The sequence below is a fragment of the Enterobacter sp. UPMP701 genome, from assembly GCF_053709515.1.
This window is the reverse complement of record NZ_JBSKJN010000006.1, coordinates 94791-113927: the sequence shown is the minus strand read 5'-3', so window position 1 is coordinate 113927 and position 19137 is coordinate 94791. Positions and strand designations below refer to the sequence as shown.

Annotated in this window: 21 protein-coding genes; 9 read left to right on the top strand and 12 right to left on the bottom strand. The window is 56.6% G+C overall.

Annotated features, from left to right (window positions below):
* Position 1 precedes the first annotated feature (1 nt).
* The 7 genes from proW to ACWKXT_RS14875 form a co-directional block, all read right to left on the bottom strand.
* Entirely contained in the window at positions 2–1066 is a 1065-nt protein-coding gene (gene proW / locus ACWKXT_RS14905; RefSeq protein ID WP_454529157.1) for a glycine betaine/L-proline ABC transporter permease ProW, read from the bottom strand.
* Positions 1050–2261 carry a glycine betaine/L-proline ABC transporter ATP-binding protein ProV gene (proV, locus tag ACWKXT_RS14900; RefSeq protein WP_454532758.1) on the bottom strand — a complete coding sequence of 404 codons (1212 nt, stop codon included), beginning with the start codon at positions 2259–2261 and terminating at the stop codon, positions 1050–1052. The genes proW and proV overlap by 17 nt, the downstream gene beginning before the upstream one ends.
* A gap of 333 nt (positions 2262–2594) precedes the next feature.
* Positions 2595–3554: a class 1b ribonucleoside-diphosphate reductase subunit beta gene (nrdF, locus tag ACWKXT_RS14895; RefSeq protein WP_454529156.1), complete on the bottom strand. Its 960-nt coding sequence runs from the start codon at positions 3552–3554 to the stop codon at positions 2595–2597.
* Between the two features lie 9 nt (positions 3555–3563).
* A complete protein-coding gene (gene nrdE, locus ACWKXT_RS14890) occupies positions 3564–5708 on the bottom strand; it encodes a class 1b ribonucleoside-diphosphate reductase subunit alpha (RefSeq protein ID WP_454532757.1) in 2145 nt (714 codons plus the stop codon).
* On the bottom strand, positions 5681–6091 hold the full coding sequence (nrdI, locus tag ACWKXT_RS14885) for a class Ib ribonucleoside-diphosphate reductase assembly flavoprotein NrdI (protein WP_454532756.1): 411 nt from the start codon (positions 6089–6091) through the stop codon (positions 5681–5683). The genes nrdE and nrdI overlap by 28 nt, the downstream gene beginning before the upstream one ends.
* A complete protein-coding gene (gene nrdH, locus ACWKXT_RS14880; RefSeq protein ID WP_454532755.1) occupies positions 6088–6327 on the bottom strand; it encodes a glutaredoxin-like protein NrdH in 240 nt (79 codons plus the stop codon). The genes nrdI and nrdH overlap by 4 nt, the downstream gene beginning before the upstream one ends.
* A 242-nt stretch (positions 6328–6569) precedes the next feature.
* Positions 6570–6896, bottom strand: coding sequence for a DUF883 domain-containing protein (locus tag ACWKXT_RS14875; RefSeq protein ID WP_023308924.1), 327 nt, complete (start codon positions 6894–6896; stop codon positions 6570–6572).
* 160 nt (positions 6897–7056) lie between these two features.
* Between ACWKXT_RS14875 and ACWKXT_RS14870 the strand changes: the two genes are divergently transcribed.
* Complete coding sequence (locus ACWKXT_RS14870) at positions 7057–7401, top strand: DUF2002 family protein (RefSeq protein WP_023308923.1); 345 nt, start codon at positions 7057–7059, stop codon at positions 7399–7401.
* A gap of 32 nt (positions 7402–7433) precedes the next feature.
* On the opposite strand, the gene alaE is transcribed toward ACWKXT_RS14870, so the two are convergent.
* Complete coding sequence (gene alaE / locus ACWKXT_RS14865; RefSeq protein WP_454529153.1) at positions 7434–7883, bottom strand: L-alanine exporter AlaE; 450 nt, start codon at positions 7881–7883, stop codon at positions 7434–7436.
* 495 nt (positions 7884–8378) lie between these two features.
* On the opposite strand from alaE, the gene stpA reads away from it, so the two are divergent.
* Complete coding sequence (gene stpA, locus ACWKXT_RS14860) at positions 8379–8783, top strand: DNA-binding protein StpA (protein WP_454532754.1); 405 nt, start codon at positions 8379–8381, stop codon at positions 8781–8783.
* 38 nt (positions 8784–8821) lie between these two features.
* Here the strand turns inward: stpA and ACWKXT_RS14855 are convergent, their stop codons facing one another.
* The 3 genes from ACWKXT_RS14855 to ACWKXT_RS14845 form a co-directional block, all read right to left on the bottom strand.
* Positions 8822–9001 carry a hypothetical protein gene (locus tag ACWKXT_RS14855; protein WP_454529151.1) on the bottom strand — a complete coding sequence of 60 codons (180 nt, stop codon included), beginning with the start codon at positions 8999–9001 and terminating at the stop codon, positions 8822–8824.
* A gap of 79 nt (positions 9002–9080) precedes the next feature.
* Positions 9081–9602, bottom strand: coding sequence for a rhodanese family protein (locus ACWKXT_RS14850; protein ID WP_454532753.1), 522 nt, complete (start codon positions 9600–9602; stop codon positions 9081–9083).
* 9 nt (positions 9603–9611) lie between these two features.
* Positions 9612–9911 (bottom strand): ArsR/SmtB family transcription factor, encoded by a 300-nt coding sequence (locus ACWKXT_RS14845; RefSeq protein WP_080330201.1) that lies wholly within the window; start codon positions 9909–9911, stop codon positions 9612–9614.
* A 178-nt stretch (positions 9912–10089) separates the two neighbouring features.
* Here ACWKXT_RS14845 and ACWKXT_RS14840 point away from each other — a divergent pair, with 178 nt between their 5' ends.
* The gene (locus tag ACWKXT_RS14840; RefSeq protein WP_014884952.1) at positions 10090–10248 is read left to right on the top strand and encodes a YqaE/Pmp3 family membrane protein; all 159 of its coding nucleotides are present in this window, start codon (positions 10090–10092) and stop codon (positions 10246–10248) included.
* Here the strand turns inward: ACWKXT_RS14840 and ACWKXT_RS14835 are convergent.
* Positions 10245–11174: a LysR substrate-binding domain-containing protein gene (locus ACWKXT_RS14835; protein ID WP_217480492.1), complete on the bottom strand. Its 930-nt coding sequence runs from the start codon at positions 11172–11174 to the stop codon at positions 10245–10247. The two genes, ACWKXT_RS14840 and ACWKXT_RS14835, sit on opposite strands and share 4 nt — an antisense overlap.
* Positions 11175–11494: 320 nt before the next feature.
* On the opposite strand from ACWKXT_RS14835, the gene ACWKXT_RS14830 reads away from it, so the two are divergent.
* From ACWKXT_RS14830 to ACWKXT_RS14805, 6 genes are all read left to right on the top strand, one after another.
* On the top strand, positions 11495–12100 hold the full coding sequence (locus ACWKXT_RS14830) for an ankyrin repeat domain-containing protein (RefSeq protein ID WP_454529149.1): 606 nt from the start codon (positions 11495–11497) through the stop codon (positions 12098–12100).
* Between the two features lie 107 nt (positions 12101–12207).
* Positions 12208–13749 (top strand): acyl-CoA synthetase FdrA, encoded by a 1542-nt coding sequence (gene fdrA, locus ACWKXT_RS14825; protein WP_454532752.1) that lies wholly within the window; start codon positions 12208–12210, stop codon positions 13747–13749.
* Positions 13749–15164 (top strand): oxamate carbamoyltransferase subunit AllG family protein, encoded by a 1416-nt coding sequence (locus tag ACWKXT_RS14820; protein ID WP_454532751.1) that lies wholly within the window; start codon positions 13749–13751, stop codon positions 15162–15164. Before fdrA ends, ACWKXT_RS14820 begins: the two co-directional genes overlap by 1 nt.
* A gap of 11 nt (positions 15165–15175) precedes the next feature.
* Positions 15176–16726, top strand: coding sequence for a xanthine permease (locus tag ACWKXT_RS14815; protein ID WP_454532750.1), 1551 nt, complete (start codon positions 15176–15178; stop codon positions 16724–16726).
* Entirely contained in the window at positions 16723–17688 is a 966-nt protein-coding gene (locus tag ACWKXT_RS14810) for a carbamate kinase family protein (protein ID WP_454532749.1), read from the top strand. Before ACWKXT_RS14815 ends, ACWKXT_RS14810 begins: the two co-directional genes overlap by 4 nt.
* The gene (locus tag ACWKXT_RS14805; protein WP_454532748.1) at positions 17681–19060 is read left to right on the top strand and encodes an amidohydrolase family protein; all 1380 of its coding nucleotides are present in this window, start codon (positions 17681–17683) and stop codon (positions 19058–19060) included. The genes ACWKXT_RS14810 and ACWKXT_RS14805 overlap by 8 nt, the downstream gene beginning before the upstream one ends.
* The last annotated feature ends 77 nt before the right edge of the window (positions 19061–19137 follow it).

Genomic DNA, 19137 nt, shown 5'->3' with positions numbered 1-19137 from the left:
CTTATTTTATAAATGGGCGGGCGAGTAACCCGACAGGGCCGGTGGTGTACCAGCGACGGTTGCCGCGACTGCGGGAATCACGACCGACAGCCTGGGTCAGGCGGTCAAGAATAATGGCGAGGATCACAATCCCGACGCCGCCGACGGTGGCCAGCCCCATATCGAGACGACCAATACCGCGCAGCACCATCTGGCCGAGACCGCCAACGGCGATCATCGAGGCAATGACGACCATCGACAGGGCCAGCATCAGCGTCTGGTTAACGCCTGCCATAATGGTCGGCATCGCCAGCGGGAGTTGAACCTTAAACAGCATCTGGCGCGGGCTGGCGCCGAACGAACGCGATGCCTCAATCAGATCCGCCGGCACCTGGTTAATGCCCAGAATGGTCAGACGGATAATCGGCGGCAGGGCGAAGATAATGGTCACCACCACGCCTGGCACGTTACCGATGCCGAACAGCATTACGATAGGCACCAGGTAAACGAACGCCGGGGTGGTCTGCATCGCATCCAGCAGGGGACGAATAATCTTCGCCGCCCGTGGGCTGCGTGCCAGCCAGATCCCCATCGGTAGCCCGATGACAATGCAAAAGAGCAGGGCGGTCAGCACCAGCGCCAGGGTGATCATCGCCTGTGACCAGGCGCCAATCGCGCCGATGGCAATCAGGGAGATCAGCGTGGCGACTCCCATACCCGCGCTACCGAACTGCCAGGCGATCAGCGAGAACAGGATAATCGCTACGGGCGCTGGCATGCCCAGCATCAGCTGCTGGAAGCCATTCAGGATGTAATCCACCGGGACGCGGATACCCTGAAAGACCGGACGGAAGTGGGTGACCACCCAGTCGATCCCTTCCGTGACCCAGCTGTCCAGAGGGATCAGCGTCTTATGGAACGGATCCATAATATTGAAGTGCTCCGGCGCAGGCGCGGGTGCGCTGTTCAGCCAGTCCGCCGTACCGCCACCGTCGGCAGGTGCTGGCGTGGAGCCCCACGCGTCGGCGGATTGCGCAGCGTTGTCCGCAGCTTCTGTGGTGCCCCACGGGTTAGTTTGATCGGTCATTGTTTGCCCCCTCGCGATCTAAAGCCTGCAGCAGCATCCGTTTTGAGATGATGCCGACGTACTGTTGTTCCTCACCGACGACCGGCACGGCGCACGGCGCCTGACCCACGTGGGAGAGCAACTCGCTGAGCGGCGTTTCAGCGTCCACGGCAAGCGGAGCGTCAATCAACGCCGCATCGATTCCCTGGTTTTCGCTGAGTGCGGTTTTCAGGGAGTCGATGGAGACAACGCCGACAAATTTATTGCCGCGTTCAACCAGATAACCGTATTCATGGTCTTCGTCCTGCAGCAGCTTCAGCGCGGATCGCGGGCCGAAGCCTGGCGTTTTGCGGATAATGCCGTTCGGGGTTCGGCGAGCAATATCTTTAGCGCTAAAGACCTGACTAATATCCACGCCGCGGAAGAAGGTGCGGACATAATCATTTGCCGGATTATTTAGAATTTCATCTGGCGTGCCGACCTGCACCACTTCCCCATTTTGCATAATCGCAATTCGGTCGCCAATACGCATGGCTTCATCTAAATCATGGGAAATAAAAACGATCGTGCGCTGATGTCTGGCCTGTAATTTTACCAGCTCATCCTGCATCTCGGTGCGAATTAACGGATCGAGCGCGGAGAAGGCTTCATCCATTAATAATATGTCTGGATTAATGGCTAATGCGCGGGCTAATCCCACGCGCTGACGCATCCCGCCAGAAAGTTCATCCGGGTACGCATGCGCATAATTCTCAAGCCCAACCTGACGCAGGGCGTCCAGGGCTTTTTCCTGACGTTCCTGAGCGGGCGTACCGGCTAATTCCATGCCAAAGGCGGTATTATCCAGCACCGTCATATGCGGCATCAGCGCGAATGACTGGAACACCATTGCGATCTTCTTTCTGCGCACCTCGCGAAGCTCTGCGTCTGATATTCTGGCGATATCCACGCCGTCAATCAGCACCTGCCCGCGGGTGGGTTCAATCAGGCGATTGAGAAGGCGAACCATAGTGGATTTACCCGAACCGGATAACCCCATGATGACAAAAATCTCGCCTTCTTCAATGGCCAGACTGGCGTCTTTAACGCCAAGCGATAGCCCGGTTTTTTCCAGAATTTGCTCTTTCGAAAGGCCTTTCTCAATATATTTGAATGCGCGCTGCGGATGCTCGCCAAATACTTTATAAAGATTTTTCACTTCTAATTTAATTGCCATGCAATAGAGAGTGTCCTGTTATTTGTTTATGTCGATATGATTACCATGGTAAATTGTTAACGGGCATAACCCTAACATACTGAGAATCTGAGACAACCCTGAGTCCGCCGTAAGCGCGAATTTTGCCACAAGCGAAACGGCTGCATTTCCCATGAATAAAGGGCTGGGGGTACGTTGAATTTTTCTCATTTTTTTGCTGCTGCATCGGGAAATTTCGCCTGAATCGGTGTGATTCAGGCGAATATGACGGGGAAATTACAGTGTAGTGTCTGGTGAAATTGTAGTGTGAAAATAATGCGATTATATTTAATTAATGAACGTTAATTCATTATATTAAAAATCCCAGTCCTCATCTTCCGTCTCCACCGCTTTTCCCATTACGTACGACGAGCCAGACCCGGAGAAGAAATCGTGGTTTTCGTCGGCATTCGGCGACAGCGCCGCGAGGATTGCCGGGTTTACCTCCGCCATCTCCGGCGGGAAAAGCGCCTCGTAGCCCAGGTTCATCAGCGCCTTGTTGGCGTTGTAGCAGAGGAACGCTTTTACGTCCTCTTCCCAGCCTGTTCCGGCGTACAGCTCTTCGGTATAGCTCAGCTCGTTATCGTACAGATCCATCAGCAAATCGAGGGCAAAATCGTTGAGTTCGTCGCGTTTTTCCGGGCTGACTTTCTCCAGCCCTTTCTGATATTTATAGCCGATGTAATACCCGTGCACCGCTTCATCACGAATGATGAGGCGGATCAGGTCGGCGGTGTTGGTGAGCTTGCCCCGGCTCGACCAGTACATCGGCAGCCAGAAGCCGGAATAGAAGAGGAAAGATTCCAGAAACACGCTGGCGATCTTCTTCTTCAGCGGCTCGTCGGCGCGGTAATATTCCAGCACCAGCTCCGCCTTGCGCTGCAACGACGCGCTCTCTTCGCTCCAGGCGTAGGCAGCGTCCACGTCTTTGGTCTGGCAGAGGGTGGAGAAAATCGAGCTGTAAGAGCGGGCATGCACCGCTTCCATAAAGCTGATGTTCGACATCACTGCCTCTTCATGCGGCGTCAGCGCGTCGCTCATCAGTGCGGGGGCCCCCACGGTATTCTGAATGGTGTCCAGCAGCGTCAGGCCGGTAAAGACGCGGATCGTCAGCTGCTGTTCGGCGTGGCTCAGCGTCTGCCAGGCCGGAATATCGTTGGAGAGCGGCACCTTTTCCGGCAGCCAGAAGTTGCTGGTCAGGCGGTTCCATACTTCCAGGTCTTTATCGTCCTGGATTTTGTTCCAGTTAACGGCACTCACGCGTGACAGTTTCATCCTTTCTCCTTACAGCGCGCAGGACACGCAGCCTTCGATTTCGGTGCCTTCCAGCGCAAGCTGGCGCAGGCGAATGTAGTACAGCGTTTTGATGCCTTTCTTCCAGGCGTAGATCTGCGCTTTGTTGATATCCCGCGTGGTGGCGGTGTCCGGGAAGAAGAGCGTCAGCGACAGCCCCTGGTCCACATGCTTCGTGGCCTCGGCGTAGGTATCGATGATTTTTTCCGGGCCGATTTCGTACGCGTCCTGATAGAGCGCCAGGTTCTCGTTGGTCATAAACGGTGCAGGGTAGTAAACGCGCCCGGTTTTGCCTTCCTTGCGGATTTCAATTTTCGACACGATCGGGTGAATGCTCGACGTGGCGTGGTTGATGTAGGAAATCGAACCGGTCGGCGGCACGGCCTGCAGGTTCTGGTTATAAATGCCGTAGCGCATCACGTCGTCACGTAACTGCTGCCACATCTCGCGCGTCGGCAGGGTAATCCCCGCGCGGGTGAACAGTTCGCGCACTTTTTCGGTTTTCGGCTGCCAGTCGCCTTCCAGATACTGGCTGAAATACTCTCCGCTGGCGTAGCGCGACTGCTCAAAACCCGCGAACCGCTGGCTGCGCTCGCGCGCCAGCAGCATCGACGTATGCAGCGCGTGCCAGGTGACGGTGTAGAAATAGAGATTGGTGAAATCCAGCCCCTCCGGGCTGCCGTAGGCGATGCCTTCCCGCGCCAGATAGCCGTGCAGGTTCATCTGCCCAAGGCCGATGGCATGCGACGCGGCGTTGCCCGCCTCAATGGACGGCACGCTGCGGATGTGGCTCATGTCGGAGACCGCCGTCAGCCCGCGAATGGCGGTTTCTACCGTGCGGCCAAAATCCGGCGAATCCATGGTGTGGGCAATATTCAGCGAACCAAGGTTGCAGGAGATATCTTTGCCGATCTCCGCATAGTCCAGGTTCTCGTCGAAGCTGGACGCGCTGTTGACCTGCAAAATCTCCGAGCACAGGTTGCTCATGTTGATGCGCCCGGCAATCGGGTTGGCGCGGTTCACCGTGTCCTCAAACATGATGTACGGATAGCCGGATTCAAACTGAATTTCGGCCAGCGTCTGGAAGAAATCGCGGGCGTTGAGGTATTTTTTGCGAATGCGATCGTCGGCCACCAGCTCGTCGTACAGCTCGCTTATCGCCACGTCGCCAAAGGCTTTGCCGTAAATCCGCTCAACGTCATACGGTGAGAAGAGCGCCATGTCGGCATTCTCTTTAGCCAGCTTAAACGTGATATCCGGGATCACCACGCCGAGCGACAGGGTTTTGATGCGGATCTTTTCGTCGGCGTTTTCACGTTTGGTATCCAGAAAACGCAGAATGTCCGGGTGGTGCGCGTGCAGATAAACCGCGCCCGCGCCCTGACGTGCGCCAAGCTGGTTGGCGTATGAGAAGGCATCTTCCAGCATCTTCATCACCGGGATGACGCCGGAGGACTGGTTTTCGATGCGCTTAATCGGCGCGCCTGCCTCCCGCAGGTTCGAGAGCAGAAACGCCACGCCGCCGCCGCGTTTCGACAGCTGTAGCGCCGAATTCACCGCACGGCCAATCGACTCCATATTGTCTTCAATACGCAGCAGGAAGCAGGAGACCAGCTCGCCACGCTGGGCTTTTCCGCAGTTGAGAAAGGTCGGCGTGGCGGGCTGGAAGCGGCCAGAGAGGATCTCGTCGGTTAGCTGTTCCGCCAGCGCTTCATCACCCTGGGCCAGCGTCAGCGCCACCATCACGGTGCGATCTTCAAAGCTTTCCAGGTAGCGTTTGCCGTCGAAGGTTTTCAGGGTGTAGCTGGTGTAGTACTTCCACGCGCCGAGGAAGGTCTGAAAACGAAAACCGCTGGCGTGGGCGCGTTCAAACAGTTTTACCACGAAGGGGCGATCGTAGCGGGCCAGGACGCGCTCCTCGTAGTAACCCTCGTTAACCAGATAGTCGAGACGCTCATTCTGGCTCGCGAAGGTCACGCTGTTCGGGCGTACGTGGGCAGCAAAAAAGGCGTCCACCGCCTCGTGATCTTTGCCAAACTGGATGCGCCCCTCCCGGTCATAGAGGTTAAGCATGGCGTTTAATGCGTGGTAGTCCGGCGTCGCCTGAATCACCCGTTCTGCGGTTGTCGTTGCCAAAATTCGTTCACTCCTTTACGCACGTTTTCTACGTCCTGCTGTGTCCCCATCAGTTCAAAACGATAGAGATACGGCACGCCGCATTTTTGAGAGATAACATCCCCGGCACGGCCGAAGGCATCGCCGAAATTACGATTCCCCGCCGCGATCACGCCCCGAATCAGCTCCCGGTTATGAGGATCGTTCAGAAAGCGGATCACCTGGCGAGGCACCGCTCCCGCCGTACCGCCCCCGCCATAGCTGGGCACCACCAGAATGTAAGGTTCGTCTACCTGAATACGCTCCCACTCGTTGAGCGGAATGCGTACCGCGGGCAGCCCGAGACGCTCCATAAACCGAAGCGTGTTTTCCGAGCTGCTGGAAAAGTAGACCAGACTGCTCATGCACGCGTGGCCTGCGCGCTCAGGCGGTTAATCATGTCCGGGCGAAAGCCAGACCAGCTTGTCTCCCCGGCAATCACTACCGGAAGCTGGCGGAAACCCCGTGCGCGCAGGGTATCTGCGGCATCGGGCACCAGGTCGATATTCACCATCTCAAACGCCACGCCTCGGCTCTCCATCGCCCGTTTGGTGGCGTGACACTGAACACAATTGTTACGAGTGTAAATAATAATGCTCATGATTCGTATTTCCATTTAGAATGAGAAAACGGCGCGAGTTAACGCGTCATAGGTTGTGTGTCTTTCTAAAAGGAATACTAGATGTAGTTGATAAAAGATTCAACCATACAAGATATGGGAAATTTAGATTGATATTGCCTGAGTGATGAGCACAGCGGGGCAGGGCGGGCTGTACGGGTTTCTCAGGCTTGCAGGCATAAAAAAGCCCCGGCGCCTGAGGCTACCGGGGTTGAGAACGGGGCTTACTTACGCAGGCTGAGCAGGGCTCCGACAAAAATGCCGACCGCCGCCACCGTTCCCAGCGTACAAAGTGGTTTTTCGCGCACGAAGGTGGTTGCACAGCTGGCCATGTCGCAGGCAGCCTGCGTGGCGCGTGAACGTCCGTTCATACGGGCGCGGGTTTCACGGAGCAGAGACTGAGCCTTACGTTTCGCGGCATCTGCTTCATCCTTCGCATCGGAGCCCCAGGATTTCAGCACTTCCTCCAGCGTGTCCGCTAATTGGCTGACATCATTACGAATATCCTGCGCGTCGTCGTTAATATCGTTTCGGTTCGGTCTGTTAAACATACGATCCTCCGTAATTTTGTGTTCCCGTTTAGTTTAGTTCAGAAATTTAATACCTGAAGCGCGTCACGCGTTATCAGCCAGTTTATGGACTATTCTGAAAGCCCTGCTAATGCTGATTACTGTAAGGTTGCCGGGCAGGAAAAGATAACGAGGAAAAGATATGTATTTACGACCTGACGAGGTGGCACGCGTTCTTGAAAAAGAGGGATTCACCATGGATGAGGTGACGCCAAAAGCGTATGGATATCGCCGCGGCGAGAATTATGTTTATGTTAATCGTGAAGCCAGGATGGGACGTACCGCTCTCATTATTCACCCGACGCTGAAAGACAGAAGTCTGTCATTTGCTGAGCCTGCCTCGGATATTAAAACCTGCGATCACTATCAGCAATTTCCGCTCTATTTAGGCGGTGAACGGCATGAACATTATGGTATTCCGCACGGTTTTAGTTCGCGTATGGCGCTGGAGCGGTTTCTGAAGGGACTGTTTGGCGACGTACAGTAAAGCTGCGACTGGCTTTCGCCAGTCGCTTCACATCACGCTTTTGCCTGGCTGTACTGGCTGACCTTAAACAGGCGGCGGCAGTAGTCGAGGAAATAGCCGTATACCGCACCCATCAGCATGGATACCACGATATTTGAACTGACCGCTGCGGCGATCTGGTGCCAGTCCGCGCCCACTGTCAGCAAAATAGCCACGTAGACCGGAGACTGGAACGTGACGTACGCCAGCACGTCGGCAAGGTTTTTCATCCAGCCAGCCGGGCTAATACGGCGCGCGAAACGCATGACCGCATCGCGGTATAACCCGTAAGGCCAGGCGATAATAATATTGACCGGGATCGCCACCAGGCGAGACGAAAGTGACTGCTCGAAGGTCATTCCGGAGAGGAATATTTCAATCAGCATGTTCACAACGGAACAGTAGACAACCATCGCGAAAGTATCCGCCACCGCGTGGCGCAGGCGAGATTGCGGCGAGAACATGTCTGAACTCCTTGAGAAGAACGCAGTGGAATCGGTTTTCCTTCAGCGATTAGTGCTTTAGGTTGGTTTGTTTGACGTGTATAGCGTATATCTCTACGTTTGAACTAACAACTAGTGATTAATTTTTATTTAATCGTCTTTTGACCACAAAATTCTCTAAAATTGGTTGTTTTTTGTCTGGTTCGTTATAATCTGTCTTATTCAAGATATTATCTTTATAAATCAATATGTTAATGTTTTTTGCTTCTGAGGCATAAATCCGCTCTCCTGACGGGAGCGCAGTATGCTGAGATTTGGATTAAAGTTGACCATTTATATTGATTCGGTGATTGGAGCTGCCGGTTTCCCACAAACGTTATGCGCTATTATTAACGGTGATATTTAAATATATTTACACTTATGCCCGCACAGACCCCTGGGTAGATATTTCAACTGAAATGAATTATTCTGTGCCCGATTTATCTATTTACCCCAAAGAAAAGGTTTTCAAATAATATGTCTTTGACGTTACAGAATCTTAATAATATCCGAACTCTGCGCGCGATGGCGCGTGAATTATCCCTGGACGTTCTTGAGGAAATGCTGGGAAAAGTCAGGGTCGTTACTGAAGAGAAACGCAATGAGCTGGCGGAATTAGAGCAGCAGCGCGCTGAACAGCAGGAAAAAATTAATGCTCTGCTGGAACTGATGAAAGCCGATGGTATTTCTCCGACCGACCTGCTGGGTTCAGAACTGGCGCAGGCGGGTAAGCCGGTGAAAAAGCGCAAGCCGCGTGAAGCGAAATACCGTTTTATCGACCAGAACGGTGAAGAAAAAACGTGGACCGGTCAGGGCCGCACGCCGAAACCTATTGCCAGCGCGCTGGCAAACGGTAAATCACTGGATGATTTTCTGATCTAATCCGCAGGCCGGGCGGAAGAGTCCGCCCGGTTATCTGTTCAGCAGACGCCGAAATCGCCTTCTTCGGTATAGAGCGCCAGGTCTGCGGCCTTGAGGGTATATTTCTCACCCTGTTCATTGCTGGCCTGTACCGCCACCACGCTTTCACCATCTACTTCAAGCACCTTCAGCTTTGGACCGCCTTTACGCGGCTGCACATAATCACCAACAGAAAACATATGACCTCCTCATTGTTTTAGCGATCTTCACCTTAGCCCACGTCTGGCGGCGGGTACAGCGTAATTCATTGATTACTGCTTATGAGGTACGCCGGTTCCATGGCATCACCTTTAACAGCCGCGCCATGCCGCAAAATCCCGTCAGACCTGCGAACAGCAGCCCGGCACCCACAAAACCGCTAAGCAGGAAAAAGCCCTCAGAGACGCTGTAGCCCAGCACCACGCCGCAGAGAATCAATAGCCCGGCGGCAATTTGCACCTGACGCATCAGCGGGAGCGGCTGGGCTTTATCTTCGATGGTCTGCAGGCCCGCCTGTTTCCAGCCCTGAATGCCACCCTCGACAACAAATGCCTGAGCGGGCCCGGCGGCCTGCGCAAGGCGGACAGCGTTCCCTGCGGTACGGGCGCCGGACTGGCAGTGGAAAATCACCGTTTCACCTGCCCGCGCGTTAAGCCCGCCGGGTAGCGTATCCAGCGGCACCGACTGTGCCCCGGAAATATGCTCGCGGGCATATTCGTCGGCATCACGAATATCGATCAGTCTCGCCCCCTCAGCCACGCGGGCGTTGGCCTGTTGCGGGGTAATCAGTGGAAGTGACATAGCGGCTCCTTACGGGCAATAAAGGGTTTTCAGGGTGCTGATGAGCTGATGCACCGCATCGTTTTTAATGAAATAGAGAATGCGCTGCGCCTCGCGGGTGCTGTCGATAAGCCCTTCCTCACGCATACGCGCCAGATGCTGCGATGTGGCGGAGGGGCTAAGCCCTGTGGCGCGCGCCAGATCGCCCGCGCTGGTGCCTGGTGCGCCACATAATGTGCACAGGATCAGCAGCCGACGCGGATTGCTCATCGCTTTCAAAAGCGCGGCGGCCTGCCCTGCGCTGGCCTGAAGTTGTTCGAGTTCGGTCATATTAGTTTAGTGTTTTCTTAATTAAGTAAATGCTAAACTAAATGGTCCTGTTAAACCAGTGTCAAAAGCGTAAAAGAGGGTAAAAGGGAGGGAGCACTATGGCATAAGCCGATAAACTGGCTACGCTTAGAGTAGATACTCTTTTTATTTTCAACTGGTTAGCTTGCAGGGAGACTTTATGGGTTTTTGGCGTATTGTTTTTACGATTATTCTTCCTCCACTGGGCGTGCTGCTTGGTAAAGGGTTTGGCTGGGCGTTTATCCTGAATATTCTTCTGACCTTACTGGGCTATATTCCCGGTCTTATCCACGCGTTTTGGGTCCAAACCAAAAGCTAAGCGCGCCACAGTAAATCGCTATAGATGCTCGTCAGCACGCCCGCTGGACCAAACTGCTGTTTGATCCAGCGCGTCACCTGGCCGGTCGCCGCATGCTGCGTGGCAAGCAGCATGCGCGAGTCCTGACGCGGGTTGTTGATGCGCCGCGTTATCAGTAGCCCATCCTCCACCGCCTCCCTCGCCATGTATTCCGGCAAAAAGCCAATCCCTTCACCCAGGATCTGACACTGGCACTTGGTGTTGAAATCCGGCACCAGAATGGCCTCCTGTCCGTGCAGCAGCCAGCCGACCTTCTTGTTAATGGTATGCGCAGTATCTTCCACCATGATGTTGGGGTACAGGCGCAGCTGGCTCTCCGCTATCGGTTCGGGAACAAAGGCGAGGGGATGTTCCGGCGCGATGGCAAAGACCCAGCGAATGGCGCCGATCTCGGTGTAATCAATCCCGCCGCCGTCGAGCAGGGTATCCGGCGCGCCAATCGCGATATTGGCCTGATTGTTGATGATCGAATCCCAGACGCCGTTGTAGACCTCGGTCGTCACCGTAATCTGGCAGGTGGGAAACTGTTTTTTTAGCACCTGCAGCAGCCTGGCGGTGTGGCGCGGGGTATACAAAAGCTGATTAATACAGATGCGCACCCGCGCCTCAATGCCCTGTGAAATGGTATCAATCCCGCGCTTGATGGCGTGGAAGTCATTCAGCAGGTCGGTGGCCTTACGGTAAAAGTAAAACCCGGATTCGGTCAGCTCAATGCTGCGCGTGTTGCGTACAAACAGCACCACGTCCAGCCCGGTCTCCATGCGCTTAATGGTGTAACTGATGGCAGAGGTCGTCACGCCCAGTTCGGCGGCGGCTTTGCTGAAGCTGCCGAAGCGCGCCGCGGTGGTGAAGGCCAGCAGATTTTCTTCGGTAAAGATGGAATTCATATCTCACTCCCTTCAGCCATCAGTTTTGAACATATTTTAACAACGCTGTTACAACGCATTTGAAGCCGATCACAGTTCTGACTATTTGCCGAAGTCCGCACTCGGCAAGGCTTCATCAGACATAAGCATAATGCAGGCTGGCGCGCTAAAAAGCGGTGAAACATAAGAAAAAGGTTGCACAGACGCACGTTTTAGCCGGACTGTTGAATTTACCTCAACAATGAATTGACTGTCGATGAATCCTTTTTAAGCGGATTCTTTTATGACCAGGCTGTTGCTATTCTCAGGTCAACAGAAATACAAACATCAGGAGTCTGAATATGTCTGCAACTGAACTCGTTACTGAATTTCTGCTGGCGGCAGAAGAGGGCAATAGCGATGCGCTAAAAGCCTGTCTGGAGAAAGGCGTGGATATTAACGCCACCAACCGCCAGAAAAGAACGGCGGTTATTATTGCCAGCCTGAAAAAGCATTATTCCTGCGTAGAGTTATTAATCGCCGCCGGGGCGGATATTGATAAACAGGATCAGACCTGCTTTAACCCTTTCCTCATCAGCTGCCTGACTAACGATTTAACCCTGCTGCGTATTGTCCTTCCGGCGAATCCGGATCTTGACCGTCTGACGCGCTTCGGCGGCGTGGGCATTACCCCTGCCAGTGAAAAGGGTCACGTTGAGATCGTCCGCGAGCTGCTGGAAAAAACCGATATCAACGTTAACCACACCAACTTTGTCGGCTGGACGCCGCTGCTGGAAGCCATCGTGCTCAACGACGGCGGCGCGAAGCAGCAGGAAATTGTGAAGCTGTTGCTGGACCACGGCGCGAACCCGCACATGACCGATAAATATGGCAAAACCCCGCTCGAACTGGCGCGGGAAAAAGGTTTCGATGCAATAGCTGACCTGCTGCTGGCGGCGGGCGCATAACGCATTCGGCCAGCCACTTCCGGCTGGCCGTTAATTCAAACAGTATTTTTACCGACGTGCATTCTGCACGACGGCGGCCCCCTTTTATCCGCGTTCAGGAGAAAATAATGCCAACGAAAATCGTCATAAAAAAGAATACATATTTTGATTCGGTGTCATTGATGTCGGTTTCTACCAAAGCCAATAAATTACCGGGCGTCGAGCAGGCGTTTGTGGCGATGGCGACGGAAATGAATAAAGGCGTATTAAAAAATCTCGGGCTGCTGACGCCGGAATTATCGGACGCCAAAAACGGCGACCTGATGATCGTGATTAAAGGCGACGCGGCGAATGATGAAACCCTGGCCGCTATTGAAGCGTTATTCACGCGTAAAGAGAGCACGGGTTCCCATGAAGCGCGCTACGCCACAATTGCCAGCGCCAAAACCCATCGTCCGGACAGCAACCTCGCGGTGATTTCCGTCAACGGCACCTTCGCCGCCCGCGAAGCGCGGCAGGCGCTGGAAAACGATCTTAACGTCATGCTCTTTTCCGATAACGTGTCGCTCGACGACGAGCTGGCGCTGAAGCAGCTGGCGCACCAGAAAGGATTGCTGATGATGGGGCCGGACTGCGGCACTGCCATCATCAACGGCGCGGGGCTGTGCTTTGCTAACGCGGTGCGCCGCGGCTCGATTGGCATCGTCGGCGCCTCCGGCACCGGGAGCCAGGAGCTGAGCGTGCGCATTCACGAATTCGGCGGCGGCGTGTCGCAGCTGATTGGCACTGGCGGGCGCGATCTCAGCGAGAAAATCGGCGGCCTGATGATGCTCGACGCCATCGACATGCTGGAAGCGGACGACGCGACCCAGGTGATTGCGCTGATCTCCAAACCAGCGGCTCCTGCCGTGGCAGAAAAGGTGCTGGCCCGCGCGCGTGCCTGCCGCAAGCCGGTGGTTGTCTGCTTCCTCGGCCGCAGCGAACCGCCCGCCGATGAAGACGGCCTGCAGTTTGCCCGCGGTACCAAAGAGGCGGCTCTGAAGACGGTCTTGCTTACCGGCATCAAAAAAGAGTCCCTTGACCTGCATCCGCTCAACTGGCCGCTGATTGAAGAGGTACGCGCCCGCCTGACGCCGCAGCAGAAGTATATTCGCGGCCTGTTCTGCGGCGGCACCCTGTGCGACGAAGCGATGTTTGCCGCGCTGGAGAAATTTGACGATGTTTACAGCAACATCCAGCCGGATCCGGCTAAGCGCCTGAGCGACATCAATGCCAGTAAAGCCCACACCTTCCTCGACTTCGGCGACGACGACTTCACCAACGGCAAGCCGCACCCGATGATCGACCCGACCAACCGCATCAGCCGCCTGCTGCAGGAGGCGCGCGATCCTGAGGTGGGCGTCATCGTGATGGATTTCGTGCTGGGCTTCGGCGCGCACGAGGATCCGGTCGGCGTGATGATCGATGCCATCAAAGAGGCGCAGGCCATCGCGAAGGCCGATAACCGTCCGCTGGAAATTCTCGGCTACGTGCTCGGCACCGATCAGGATCCGCAGTCGCTGGCGCAGCAGTGCCAGCTGCTGACTGACGCAGGCGTCATCTGGGCCAGCAGCAGCACCAATACCGGATTACTGGCGCGCGAATTTGTCTGCAAAGGGGAGAAAGCATAATGACCACCTTATTCAACCAGCCGCTGAACGTGATTAACGTCGGCATTGCGATGTTCAGCGACGATCTCAAAAAACAGCACGTTCCTGTCACCCAGCTCGACTGGACGCCGCCGGGGCAGGGCAATATGCAGGTCGTGGAGGCGCTCGACCAGCTGGCGGAAAAACCGCTGGCGGAGAAAATCGCCGCCGCCAACCACATCGCCCTTGAGCGCATTATTCAGTCCCATCCGGTGCTGGTAGGTTTTGATCAGGCCATTAACGTTGTGCCGGGCATGACCCGCACCACCATTTTGCATGCTGGTCCGCCGGTTTCCTGGGAAAACATGTGCGGGGCGATGAAGGGGGCGGTCACCGGGGCGCTGGTGTTTGAAGGGCTGGCGAAAGACCTGGACGACGCGGCAAGGCTCGCCGCCTCGGGAGATATTACGTTCTCGCCGTGCCACGAGCACGACTGCGTGGGCTCGATGGCGGGCGTCACCTCCGCGTCGATGTTTATGCACATCGTGGAGAACAAAACCTACGGCAACCGCGCGTTCACCAACCTCAGCGAGCAGATGGCGAAGATCCTGCGCATGGGGGCCAACGACCAGAGCGTGATCGACCGCCTGAACTGGATGCGCGACGTGCTCGGCCCGATGCTGCGCGACGCGATGAAGATTATCGGCGAAATCGACCTGCGCCTGATGCTGGCGCAGGCGCTGCACATGGGCGACGAGTGCCACAACCGCAACAACGCGGGCACCACGCTGCTGATCCAGGCGCTGACGCCGGGGCTGATTCAGGCGGGCTATCCGGTGGAGCAGCAGCGCGAGGTATTTGAGTTTGTCGCCAGCAGCGACTACTTCTCCGGCCCGACGTGGATGGCAATGTGTAAGGCCGCGCTGGACGCCGCCCATGGCATTGAGTACAGCACCGTCGTCACCACCATGGCGCGCAACGGCTATGAGTTCGGCCTGCGCATTTCTGGCCTGTCGGGACAATGGTTCACCGGCCCGGCGCAGCAGGTGATCGGTCCGATGTTCGCAGGTTACAAGCCGGAAGATTCCGGGCTGGACATCGGCGACAGCGCCATCACCGAAACCTATGGCATCGGCGGCTTTGCGATGGCGACGGCCCCGGCCATCGTTGCGCTGGTGGGCGGCACGGTGGAGGAAGCCATCGATTTTTCTCGCCAGATGCGCGAAATCACCCTCGGCGAAAACCCGAACGTCACCATTCCGCTGCTCTCGTTTATGGGCATCCCGACCGCCATCGACATCACCAGAGTCGCGGGTAGCGGCATTCTGCCGGTCATTAACACCGCCATTGCCCACAAAGACGCGGGCATCGGCATGATTGGGGCGGGCATCGTTCACCCGCCGTTTAGCTGTTTTGAAAAGGCGCTGTTGACCTTCCGCGATCGCTACTTTTTATAAGGCATGCATCCATGAAAAACATGAAACTGGAGTGGAAAAGAGGTGACTGGGCGGCGTATTTCGGGTTGATGACCAACAACCTGACCAATTTGCTGACCATGATGGGGTTGCTCATTTTTGTCGTCGGCATCCCGAAGGAGATTGTTTATGGACGCATCGCGCCGGCCTTCGGGCTGGCGGTACTGGTGGCGAGCCTCTGCTACGCCTGGTTTGGCATGCAAATGGCGCGCGCCACCGGGCGAACGGACGTCACCGCGCTGCCGTCCGGCCCCAGCGCGCCGTCAATTTTTACCGTGACCTTCCTGGTGCTGATGCCGGTGTATCAGCAAACGGGCGATGCGGAGTTCGCCATTCAGATTGGCCTGGTGTGGTGTTTCGTAGAAGCGATGATCCTCGCGGGCGGTTCGTTTTTAGGGGAAACCATCCGCAAGATGATCCCGCGTACCGTGCTGCTGTCGTGCCTCTCCGGTTTGGGCCTGCTGCTGCTGGCGATGAACCCGATGCTGCAGGCGTTCGAAGCGCCGACCGTGTCGTTCATCGTCCTGCTGCTGATCTTTATTAACTGGTTCGGTAAAAAGCCGATTTTCGCCAAAATCCCGACCGGTCTGCTGTTGCTGGTTGCCGGAACGGCGCTAGCGTGGCTCTCGGGTCTGCAAAGCCCGGAAGCGATTAAAGCGTCCATGTCATCCTTCGGCTTTAACCCGCCGGAAGTGCATGTGGACAGCTTTATGCAGGGGCTGCCGCACGCGCTGCCGTATCTTGCTTCTGCCGTACCGTTGGGGCTGGCGAACTACATCTTTGACCTCGAGAACATCGAAAGCGCCCACGCGGCAGGGGATGAATACCCGACCCGCAAGGTGATGCTGGCGAACGGTCTGGCCTCCATGCTCGGTTGCCTGATGGGCAACCCGTTCCCGGTCACGGTCTACGTCGGCCACCCAGGCTGGAAAGCGATGGGCGCCAGCATCGGCTACACGCTGGCCTCCGGCGTGACCATGTTCATCGTGCCGCTGTTCGGGTTGGGGGCGTTTATGCTCGCCATCATTCCAATGACCGCCATCGTGCCGATTCTGGTGTTTATCGGCATCGTCACCGCCAACCAGGTGGTGAGGGAGACGCCGAAAGTGGAGGTGCCCGTTATCTTCATCTGCCTGTTCCCGTGGATCGCTAACTGGGCGCTAACCATGATGAACAGCGTGATGGGGGCGGCAGGCACCAGCGCGGCGAAAATCGGCAGCGACGTGCTGCACAGCAAGGGCATTTACTACGAGGGGTTAGTGCATCTTGGCAACGGCGCGCCGCTTGCCAGCATGCTCTGGGGCTGTATCGCCATCTTCGCCATCATCAACAAGCCGCTGCGCGGGGCCGTTGCGGCGGCGGGCGGAGCGTTACTGGCGCTGTTTGGGGTGATCCACGCCCCGGTGGTGGGCTTTGCCGAGGGCAGTTCGCTGATGTTCGTCACGGCCTACCTGATGATGGGCGGCATGTTTGTGGTGAAGCATTTTCTCGATAGCCGGGAAGTTGCGAGCGCTGAAATTACTGTTGCGAAGGAACACGTATGAAAGAGCTTATGGTCGTCGCCATCGGCGGCAACAGCATTATCAAAGACAACGCCAGCCAGTCGGTTGAGCATCAGGCGCAGGCGGTGAAAGCGGTGGCCGAGTCGGTGCTGGATATGCTGGCCTCCGACTATGACATCGTGCTCACCCACGGCAACGGCCCGCAGGTGGGGCTGGATTTGCGCCGCGCCGAAATTGCCCACGAGCGGGAAGGGCTGCCGCTGACCCCGCTGGCGAACTGCGTGGCGGATACCCAGGGCGGGATCGGCTACCTGATCCAGCAGGCGCTTAACAACCGTCTGGCCGCGCGCGGGGAGCAAAAAGCGGTCACGGTCGTCACCCAGGTTGAGGTGGATAAAAACGATCCCGGCTTTACGCATCCGACGAAACCGATCGGCGCGTTCTTCAGCGAGGCGCAGCGTGACGAGCTGCAGCGCGCGCACCCGGACTGGCATTTTGTCGAGGATTCCGGCCGGGGCTATCGCCGCGTGGTAGCGTCGCCGCAGCCGCGTCGAATTGTCGAGGCGGATGCCATCAAGACGCTGACCCAAAAAGGGTACGTGGTGATCGGCGCGGGTGGGGGCGGTATCCCGGTCGTGCGCAGCGAAGAGGGAGATTATCAGAGCGTCGACGCAGTGATTGATAAAGATCTCTCCACCGCGCTGCTGGCACGCGAGATCCACGCCGACGTGCTGGTGATCACCACCGGCGTGGAGAAGGTGTGCGTTCACTTCGGCAAGCCGAATCAGCAGGCGCTGGACACCGTAAACGTGGCGCAGATGACGCGCTACATGGACGAAGGCCACTTCCCGGCGGGCAGCATGCTGCCCAAAATCGTCGCCTCGCTGGCATTTTTAAAACACGGTGGCAAGCGCGTGGTCATTACCTCGCCAGACTGCCTTGCCGCGGCGCTGCGCGGGGAAACGGGCACCCATATTATTAATGAAGGAAGAAAAGATGAGTGAAAACAAAAGCCGCCGCGAATTTATTAGCCAGAGCGGAAAAATGGTTACCGCCTGCGCGCTGTTTGGCGCGACTGGCTCCGTCGCGTATGCTGCGGATAACGCAAAGCCAACCTGCGAGACGGGCAAACCGATGAGCATCACCGCAAAACACTATTACCTCGACAACGTGCTGTTGGAGGCCGGGTTCAACTTCGACGGCAGCGTGGCGACGAGCACCCGCACCGAGCTGAAAACGCTGGAGATCAAGGACGGAAAAATCATCGCCCTTCGCGACAACAACAGCCACGCCGACGCAACCCTGCCACACTACGACGCGGGTAAAAAGCTGATGCTTCCGGCGATGCGCGACATGCACATTCACCTGGATAAAACCTTCTACGGCGGTCCGTGGCGCTCCCTGAATCGCCCGGCGGGCACTACCATTCAGGACATGATCCGCCTTGAGCAGAAGCTGCTGCCGGAGCTACAGCCCTACACGCAAGAACGCGCGGAGGCGCTTATCGACCTGATCCAGTCGAAAGGGTCAACTATCGCCCGGAGCCACTGCAACATAGAGCCGGTTTCTGGCCTGAAAAACCTGGAAAATTTGCAGGCGGTGCTGGCGCGCCGCAAAGCGGGTTTTGACTGTGAAATCGTTGCCTTTCCGCAGCACGGCCTGCTGCTGTCCAACTCTGAAAAGCTGATGCGCGAGGCGATGCAGGCCGGGGCGCACTACGTGGGCGGACTGGATCCGACCAGCGTTGACGGCGCGATGGAGAAATCCCTCGACACCATGTTCCAGATTGCGCTGGATTATGACAAAGGGGTGGACATTCACCTGCACGAAACCAGCCCGGCGGGCGTGGCGGCGGTGAACTATATGGTGGAAACCGTGGAGAAAACGCCGGCACTGAAGGGCAAGCTGACCATCAGTCACGCCTTCGCGCTGGCGACGCTCAACGAGCAGCAGGTGGATGAGATCGCCACCCGCATGGCGGCGCAGCAGGTGACCATCGCTTCCACCGTGCCGATTGGCACTCTGCACATGCCGCTGAAGCAGCTGCGTGATAAAGGTGTGTTTGTGATGACGGGCACCGACAGCGTGATCGACCACTGGTCGCCGTACGGCCTGGGGGACATGCTGGAAAAAGCGAATCTTTACGCGCAGCTCTACATCCGCCCGAACGAGCAGACGCTCTCCCGCGCGCTCGGTATCGCCACCGGCGACGTGCTGCCGCTGAACGACAAAGGCGAGCGCGTGTGGCCGAAAGCGCAGGACGACGCCAGCTTTGTGCTGGTGGATGCCTCCTGTTCCGCCGAGGCCGTGGCGCGCATTTCGCCGCGTACCGCGACGTTCCATAAGGGAAATCTGGTCTGGGGCTCGGTGGGTTGACGTGCATTTCTCCCTCTCCCTGTGGGAGAGGGGTGGGGTGAGGGCATCAGGCCGCAGGCAATGCTATATACTGGGAG

Bases quoted from the DNA above. Each gene is read 5' to 3' on its own strand.
- proW (WP_454529157.1), bottom strand. From the start codon at position 1,066: ATGACCGATCAAACTAACCCGTGGGGCACCACAGAAGCTGCGGACAAC.
- proV (WP_454532758.1), bottom strand. From the start codon at position 2,261: ATGGCAATTAAATTAGAAGTGAAAAATCTTTATAAAGTATTTGGCGAG.
- nrdF (WP_454529156.1), bottom strand. From the start codon at position 3,554: ATGAAACTGTCACGCGTGAGTGCCGTTAACTGGAACAAAATCCAGGAC.
- nrdI (WP_454532756.1), bottom strand. From the start codon at position 6,091: ATGAGCAGTCTGGTCTACTTTTCCAGCAGCTCGGAAAACACGCTTCGG.
- nrdH (WP_454532755.1), bottom strand. From the start codon at position 6,327: ATGAGCATTATTATTTACACTCGTAACAATTGTGTTCAGTGTCACGCC.
- ACWKXT_RS14875 (WP_023308924.1), bottom strand. From the start codon at position 6,896: ATGTTTAACAGACCGAACCGAAACGATATTAACGACGACGCGCAGGAT.
- ACWKXT_RS14870 (WP_023308923.1), top strand. From the start codon at position 7,057: ATGTATTTACGACCTGACGAGGTGGCACGCGTTCTTGAAAAAGAGGGA.
- alaE (WP_454529153.1), bottom strand. From the start codon at position 7,883: ATGTTCTCGCCGCAATCTCGCCTGCGCCACGCGGTGGCGGATACTTTC.
- stpA (WP_454532754.1), top strand. From the start codon at position 8,379: ATGTCTTTGACGTTACAGAATCTTAATAATATCCGAACTCTGCGCGCG.
- ACWKXT_RS14855 (WP_454529151.1), bottom strand. From the start codon at position 9,001: ATGTTTTCTGTTGGTGATTATGTGCAGCCGCGTAAAGGCGGTCCAAAG.
- ACWKXT_RS14850 (WP_454532753.1), bottom strand. From the start codon at position 9,602: ATGTCACTTCCACTGATTACCCCGCAACAGGCCAACGCCCGCGTGGCT.
- ACWKXT_RS14845 (WP_080330201.1), bottom strand. From the start codon at position 9,911: ATGACCGAACTCGAACAACTTCAGGCCAGCGCAGGGCAGGCCGCCGCG.
- ACWKXT_RS14840 (WP_014884952.1), top strand. From the start codon at position 10,090: ATGGGTTTTTGGCGTATTGTTTTTACGATTATTCTTCCTCCACTGGGC.
- ACWKXT_RS14835 (WP_217480492.1), bottom strand. From the start codon at position 11,174: ATGAATTCCATCTTTACCGAAGAAAATCTGCTGGCCTTCACCACCGCG.
- ACWKXT_RS14830 (WP_454529149.1), top strand. From the start codon at position 11,495: ATGTCTGCAACTGAACTCGTTACTGAATTTCTGCTGGCGGCAGAAGAG.
- fdrA (WP_454532752.1), top strand. From the start codon at position 12,208: ATGCCAACGAAAATCGTCATAAAAAAGAATACATATTTTGATTCGGTG.
- ACWKXT_RS14820 (WP_454532751.1), top strand. From the start codon at position 13,749: ATGACCACCTTATTCAACCAGCCGCTGAACGTGATTAACGTCGGCATT.
- ACWKXT_RS14815 (WP_454532750.1), top strand. From the start codon at position 15,176: ATGAAAAACATGAAACTGGAGTGGAAAAGAGGTGACTGGGCGGCGTAT.
- ACWKXT_RS14810 (WP_454532749.1), top strand. From the start codon at position 16,723: ATGAAAGAGCTTATGGTCGTCGCCATCGGCGGCAACAGCATTATCAAA.
- ACWKXT_RS14805 (WP_454532748.1), top strand. From the start codon at position 17,681: ATGAGTGAAAACAAAAGCCGCCGCGAATTTATTAGCCAGAGCGGAAAA.